Below are 6,828 nucleotides of genomic sequence, written 5' to 3'. Positions count from 1 at the left end.
GTGGCCGCGATGACGCCGCCCCGCCGGACGACCATTGACACCGCACCACGCCTGGCGCCCACGGCGGCCGGGCATCCGCACGGAGAGGGAACGTACGTGGAGGCTCGCACCCAGGGCGCCGGCTCGGTGAAGGACACCCCGTCGGTGCTGGACCTGCTGGCACGCGGCCGGACCATGTGCACCCCGTCGCTGCGGTCCGCAGTCGCCCGTTTGGCCGCACCGATGGACACCGTCGGCGCCTACCACTTCGGCTGGATCGACCGGGACGGCCGGCCCGCCGCCGGGGACGGCGGCAAGGCCGTGCGGCCCGCGCTGGCGCTGCTGTCGGCCGAGGCGGCCGGTGCTCCGGCCGAGGCCGGCGTGCCCGGAGGCGTCTCGGTCGAGCTGGTGCACAACTTTTCGCTGCTCCATGATGATCTGATGGACGGTGACGAGACCCGGCGGCACCGGGCCACCGCGTGGACGGTCTTCGGACCGGCCCAGGCGATCCTGGTCGGCGACGCGCTCGCCACGCTGGGTACCGAGGTGCTGCTCGACGCGGCGGTCACGGGCGGTGCGACCGCCGCGGACGCCGCACGCGCCGTCCGGCTGATCACGACCGCCACCCGCAAGCTCATCGACGGCCAGGCCATGGACGTCGCCTTCGAGCAGCGCGACGTGGTGACGGTGGAGGAGTGCCTGGAGATGGAGGGCGGCAAGACCGGCGCCCTGCTCGCCGCCTCCGCCGCGATCGGCGCCGTGCTCGCGGGCGCCGACGACCGGGTCTCCGACGCGCTGCAGCGCTACGGGCACCACCTCGGCCTGGCCTTCCAGGCGGTGGACGACCTGCTCGGCATCTGGGGAGCGACGGAGGTGACCGGCAAGCCGCACTGGGGCGACCTGCGCCAGCGCAAGAAGTCGCTGCCGGTGTGCGCCGCGCTCGCCGAGGGCGGCGCCGCCTCCCGCAAGCTCGCCGACCAGCTGGCCGACCCGCAGGGCCGCGGCGAGGAGAGCGAGCAGGTGCTCGCCGCCCGCGCCGGGCTGATCGAGGAGGCCGGCGGCCGGGCCTGGACGCAGGACGAGGCCCGCCGCCGGCACCAGACCGCCCTCGCCGCACTGGACGAGGTACCGATGACCGACGAGGTGCGCGAGCACTTCGTCGCACTCGCCGAATTCGTGGTGGTACGAGAGAGGTGACGTGAATTGACAGCAACCGCGGGCGGCCGGCTCGACCCCGAGTACGATTCCGAGCCGGTCGCGGTGGGTGACCGCCCTCCCGACCGGGTGGCCGATCGCCAGGTGCCGCTGCCGGACGGCCTCGTCCCGCCCCCCGAGGAGGAGCGGGCGGCCGACGGCCGGACTCCGGTAGGACGATCGGACGATGTGCCCGTCGAGGCGGCACTGGCCCGGGCCACCGCCCACCTGCTGTCACTGCAGAACCCCGACGGCTGGTGGAAGGGCGACCTGGAGACCAACGTCACCATGGACGCCGAGGACCTTTTACTGCGTGAGTTCCTGGGCATCCGCACCTCGGACCAGACCCGGGCCACGGCAGCCTGGATCCGCTCGCAGCAGCGCGCGGACGGCACCTGGGCGACCTTCCACGGCGGGCCTCCCGAACTGTCCACCACCGTCGAGGCGTACGTCGCCCTGAGACTCGCCGGGGACGACCCCGGCGAGGAGCACATGCGGTCCGCCGCCCGCTACGTCCGCGAGCACGGCGGCATCGCGGCCACCCGGGTCTTCACCCGCATCTGGCTCGCCCTGTTCGGCTGGTGGCCCTGGCAGCGCCTCCCCGAACTACCGCCGGAGATCCTCTTCCTGCCGAGCTGGGCCCCGCTCAACATCTACGCCTTCGGCCAGTGGGCCCGGCAGACCATCGTCCCGCTGACCGTGGTCTCGGCCCACCGCCCGGTACGCCGGGCCCCGTTCGACCTCACCGAACTGCACACCGACCCGGCCGACCCGTACCCGGCGCCGCCGATGGCCCCGGCCGTCAGCTGGGAGGGCCTCTTCCAACGCTTCGACCGGCTGATGCACCACTACCACCGGTACGCCGTGCGGCCGCTGCGCCGCAGCGCGCTCGCCCGGGCCGGCCGCTGGATCGTCGACCGCCAGGAGGCCGACGGCTGCTGGGGCGGCATCCAACCGCCCGCCGTCTACTCCCTGATCGCCCTGCACCTGCTCGGCTACAAGCTCGACCATCCGGTGATGAAGGCCGGACTGGCCGCCTTCGACGGCTTCACCGTGCACACCGAGGACGGCAGACGCTGGATGGAGGCCTGCCAGTCCCCGGTCTGGGACACCTGCCTGGCCACCATCGCGCTGCGCGACGCCGGGCTGCCCGCCGACGACCCGGCCGTCGTCCGGGCCGCCGACTGGATGCTCGACGAGGAGATCACCACCCGCGGCGACTGGTCGGTCAAGCGGCCGCGCCTGGCGCCCGGCGGCTGGGCCTTCGAGTTCCACAACGACACCTACCCCGACATCGACGACACCGCCGAGGTGGTGCTGGCGCTGCGCCGGGTCGCCCATCCGGAGCCCCCGCGGCTGAACGGCGCCGTGGAACGCGCCGTCCGCTGGTGCCTCGGCATGCAGTCCCGCGACGGCGCCTGGGGCGCCTTCGACGTCGACAACACCAGCCCGCTCCCCAACAAGCTGCCGTTCTGCGACTTCGGCGAGGTCATCGACCCGCCCTCGGCCGACGTCACCGCGCACGTGGTGGAGATGCTGGCCGAGGTCGGCGGCGCCGCCGACCCGCGGGCCCTGCGCGGCATCGCCTGGCTGCTCGACCACCAGGAGGAGGACGGCTCCTGGTTCGGCCGCTGGGGCACCAACTACATCTACGGCACCGGCTCGGTGCTGCCCGCCCTGGTCGCCGCCGGGATCCGCGGCGACCACCCGGCCGTCCGCCGGGCCGTGCACTGGCTGGAGAGCCGGCAGAACCCGGACGGCGGCTGGGGCGAGGACATGCGCTCCTACGACGACCCGGCCACCTGGGCCGGGCGCGGCGACTCCACCGCCTCGCAGACCGCCTGGGCGCTGATGGCGCTGCTCGCCGCCGGCGAGGCACCGGACGGCCCGGGCAGCGGCAGCGAGGCCGTGGAGCGCGGCGTCGCCTGGCTGGCCCGCACCCAGCGCGCCGACGGCACCTGGGACGAACCGCAGTTCACCGGGACGGGCTTCCCGTGGGACTTCTCGATCAACTACCACCTGTACCGCCTGGTGTTCCCGGTGACGGCGCTCGGCAGGTACGTGACCGGGCGGCCGCTCGGGGCAGGAGGCGGTGACCGGTGAGAAAACGTCACTTCACCGAGACGGCCGGAGGTGTGCGATGACGGGTGAGCCCCTGCTGGTGCTGTGTGCGCTCGGGCCGGAGGCCTGGGCCCTGCGCGGCGGCGACTGGGCCGGTGCGATCGGCGGCTCGCCCGTCCTGGTCCGCACCGGGATCGGCCGCGGCCGGGCCGGGCAGGTCGTCCGGACCTTGCTCTCCACCGGCGACTACGGCGCCCTGGTGGTCGCCGGGTTCGGCGCCTCCGTCGCCCCCGGCACCGCCCCCGGCGAGGTCATCGTCGCGGACGCCGTCCGCGACTCGGAGGGCGGACGCTTCGCGCTCGACAGCGCCCCGACCCTCGCCAAGGCCCTGCAGGCCTGCGGTCTGACCACGCACACCGGACTGCACCACACCGCCGACCACGTGGTGCGCGGCTCCCAGCGCCGGGCGCTGCACGCCCGCGGCGCCCTCGCCGTCGACATGGAGGCCGCCGCCGTCCTCGCCGCCCGTGCCGAGACCCGGCCCGAGCTGCCGGCCGCGGTGCTCCGGGTGGTCGTCGACACCCCCGAACGCGAGCTGATCCGGCCCGGCACCCTGCCGGCCGGCGTGGGCGCCTGGCGCGCCCTGCGGGCCGCCGTACCGGCCCTCACCGAGTGGCACCGCCTGGTCGCCACCGCAGCACCCCGTCCACCACAGCCCTCGACACTCCCGCAGGAGGCGAGTTAGCCATGGCCATGCCGCTGCGTCAGTCCGTCCGCGTGTCCACCTACCTGCTACAGCAGAAGCTCCGGCGCCGTGAGAAGTTCCCCCTGATCGTCGAGCTCGAGCCGCTGTACGCCTGCAACCTGGCCTGCGAGGGCTGCGGCAAGATCCAGCATCCGGCCGGGGTGCTCAAGCAGCGGATGCCGGTCGCCCAGGCGGTCGGCGCCGTCCTGGAGTCGGGGGCGCCGATGGTCTCCATCGCCGGCGGCGAGCCGCTGATGCACCCGCAGATCGACGAGATCGTCCGCCAGCTGGTCGCCCGCCGCAAGTACGTCTTCCTCTGCACCAACGCCCTGCTGATGCGCAAGAAGCTCGACAGATTCACTCCTTCGCCGTACTTCACCTTCACCGTCCACATCGACGGCCTGCGCGAGCGGCACGACGCCTCGGTGGCCAAGGAGGGCACCTTCGACGAGGCGGTGGAGGCGATCCGGGAGGCCAAGCGGCGCGGCTTCCGGGTCACCACCAACTCCACCTTCTTCAACACCGACACCCCGCAGACCATCATCGAGGTGCTCGACTACCTCAACGACGAGCTCAAGGTCGACGAGATGATGATCTCCCCGGCCTACGCCTACGAGAAGGCGCCCGACCAGGACCACTTCCTCGGCGTCGAACAGACCAGGGAGCTCTTCCGCAAGGCCTTCTCCGGCGGCAACCGGCGCCGCTGGCGGCTCAACCACAGCCCGCTCTTCCTGGACTTCCTGGAAGGGAAGGTCGACTTCGACTGCACCGCCTGGGGCATCCCCAACTACTCCCTCTTCGGCTGGCAGCGCCCCTGCTACCTGATGGCCGACGGCTACGTCCCCACCTACCGCGAACTCATCGAGAAGACGGACTGGGACAAGTACGGCCGCGGCAGGGACCCGCGCTGCGACAACTGCATGGCGCACTGCGGCTACGAACCCACCGCCGTCCTCGCCACCATGGGCTCGCTCAAGGAGTCCCTGCGCGCCGCCCGGGAGACCCTGGGCTCCGGCCGGATCAACTGACGCCCCGGGGCCCGCGGCGTGCGCCCGGCGCGCGCCCGGGCCCCCGGACAACAGGCGAGCCGACCGCACCGGCCGCACCCTGGACACAGACGGTCATCGCTCTCCACCGAGTCGCGAGGTGAAGCCATGTCACTCCTGTCCACCATCAAGGGGCCCGCCGACCTGAGACGCCTGCCCGCCGGCGACCTCCCCCTGCTCGCCGACGAGATCCGCGACTTCCTGATCGACGCCGTCACCCGCACCGGAGGGCATCTCGGACCCAACCTCGGCGTGGTCGAACTGACCATCGCCGTCCACCGCGTCTTCGACTCCCCGCGCGACCGCATTCTCTGGGACACCGGCCACCAGGCCTACGTCCACAAGCTCCTCACCGGCCGGCAGGACTTCAGCCGCCTGCGCGGCCGCGGCGGCCTCTCCGGCTACCCCTCGCGCGCCGAGTCCGACCACGACCTCATCGAGAACTCGCACGCCTCCACCGCACTCGGCTACGCCGACGGCATCGCCAAGGCCAACCAACTGCTCGGCCGCACCGACCGGCACACCGTCGCCGTCGTCGGCGACGGCGCGCTCACCGGCGGCATGGCCTGGGAGGCCCTCAACAACATCGCCGAGGCCGACGACCGCCCCCTGGTCATCGTCGTCAACGACAACGAACGCTCCTACGCCCGCACCATCGGCGGCCTCGCCCACCACCTCGCCACCCTGCGCACCACCCGCGGCTACGAACGCTTCCTCGCCTGGGGCAAGGAGGCCCTGCAGCGCACCCCGATCGTCGGCCAGCCCATCTTCGGCGCCCTGCACGGCGCCAAGAAGGGCTTCAAGGACGCCTTCGCCCCGCAGGGCATGTTCGAGGACCTCGGCCTCAAGTACGTCGGCCCGATCGACGGCCACGACATCGGCGCCGTCGAACAGGCACTGCGCCGCGCCAAGCGCTTCGGCGGCCCCGTCATCGTGCACTGCATCACCGAGAAGGGCCGCGGCTACCGCCCCGCCGAACAGGACGAGGCCGACCGCTTCCACGCCGTCGGCGCCATGGACCCGTACACCTGCCTGCCGGTCTCGCCCTCCCGCGGGACCTCCTGGACCTCCGTCTTCGGCACCGAGATGGTCGAACTCGGCAAGGAACGGGCCGACGTCGTCGCCGTCACCGCCGCCATGCTCCAGCCGGTCGGGCTCGCCGACTTCGCCGCCGCCCACCCCGACCGCACCTTCGACGTCGGCATCGCCGAACAGCACGCCGTCGCCAGCGCCGCCGGCCTCGCCACCGCCGGACTGCACCCGGTCGTCGCCGTCTACGCGACCTTCCTCAACCGGGCCTTCGACCAGGTGCTGATGGACGTCGCCCTGCACAGGCTCGGCGTCACCTTCGTCCTCGACCGGGCCGGCGTCACCGGCAACGACGGAGCCTCCCACAACGGCATGTGGGACATGTCGATCCTCCAGGTCGTCCCGGGCCTGCGGCTCGCCGCCCCGCGCGACGCCGAACAGCTGCGCACCCAGCTCCGCGAGGCCGTCGAGGTCCCCGACGCACCCACCGTGCTGCGCTTCCCGAAGGGCGACCTCGGCCCCGGCGTGCCCGCCCTGGAACGGGTCGGCGGCGTCGACGTGCTGCACCGCACCGGGCCAGCGCCCGAGATCCTGCTGGTCGCCGTCGGCGCGCTGGCCCCCGCCTGCCTCGACGCCGCCGCCCTGCTGCTCGCCGAGGGCTTCACCGCCACCGTCGTCGACCCCCGCTGGGTGAAGCCGGTCGACCCCGCCCTGGTCGACCTGGCCGCAGCCCACCGGCTCGTCGTCACCGTCGAGGACAACGGCCGCACCGGA

Annotated in this window: 5 protein-coding genes; all 5 read left to right on the top strand. The window is 73.2% G+C overall.

Annotated features, from left to right (window positions below):
• The first annotated feature begins 174 nt into the window (after window positions 1-174).
• On the top strand, window positions 175-1,176 hold the full coding sequence (locus ABZ641_RS21755; protein ID WP_359984066.1) for a polyprenyl synthetase family protein: 1,002 nt from the start codon (window positions 175-177) through the stop codon (window positions 1,174-1,176).
• Between the two features lie 186 nt (window positions 1,177-1,362).
• A complete protein-coding gene (gene shc, locus ABZ641_RS21750; RefSeq protein ID WP_344621884.1) occupies window positions 1,363-3,276 on the top strand; it encodes a squalene--hopene cyclase in 1,914 nt (637 codons plus the stop codon).
• Window positions 3,277-3,313: 37 nt separating this feature from the next.
• Window positions 3,314-3,979 carry a 1-hydroxy-2-methyl-2-butenyl 4-diphosphate reductase gene (locus ABZ641_RS21745; protein ID WP_344621815.1) on the top strand — a complete coding sequence of 222 codons (666 nt, stop codon included), beginning with the start codon at window positions 3,314-3,316 and terminating at the stop codon, window positions 3,977-3,979.
• Window positions 3,980-3,981: 2 nt separating this feature from the next.
• A complete protein-coding gene (hpnH, locus tag ABZ641_RS21740) occupies window positions 3,982-5,007 on the top strand; it encodes an adenosyl-hopene transferase HpnH (RefSeq protein WP_263106172.1) in 1,026 nt (341 codons plus the stop codon).
• A gap of 126 nt (window positions 5,008-5,133) precedes the next feature.
• Window positions 5,134-6,828, top strand: a 1,695-nt coding sequence (dxs, locus tag ABZ641_RS21735; protein WP_359984063.1) for a 1-deoxy-D-xylulose-5-phosphate synthase, incomplete at its 3' end; no start/stop codon positions are given.

Origin of the sequence: Kitasatospora sp. NPDC007106 (genome assembly GCF_040634455.1) — a bacterium.
Taxonomy (GTDB): domain Bacteria; phylum Actinomycetota; class Actinomycetes; order Streptomycetales; family Streptomycetaceae; genus Kitasatospora; species Kitasatospora arboriphila.
This window is presented reverse-complemented; position numbering and strand designations above follow the sequence as displayed.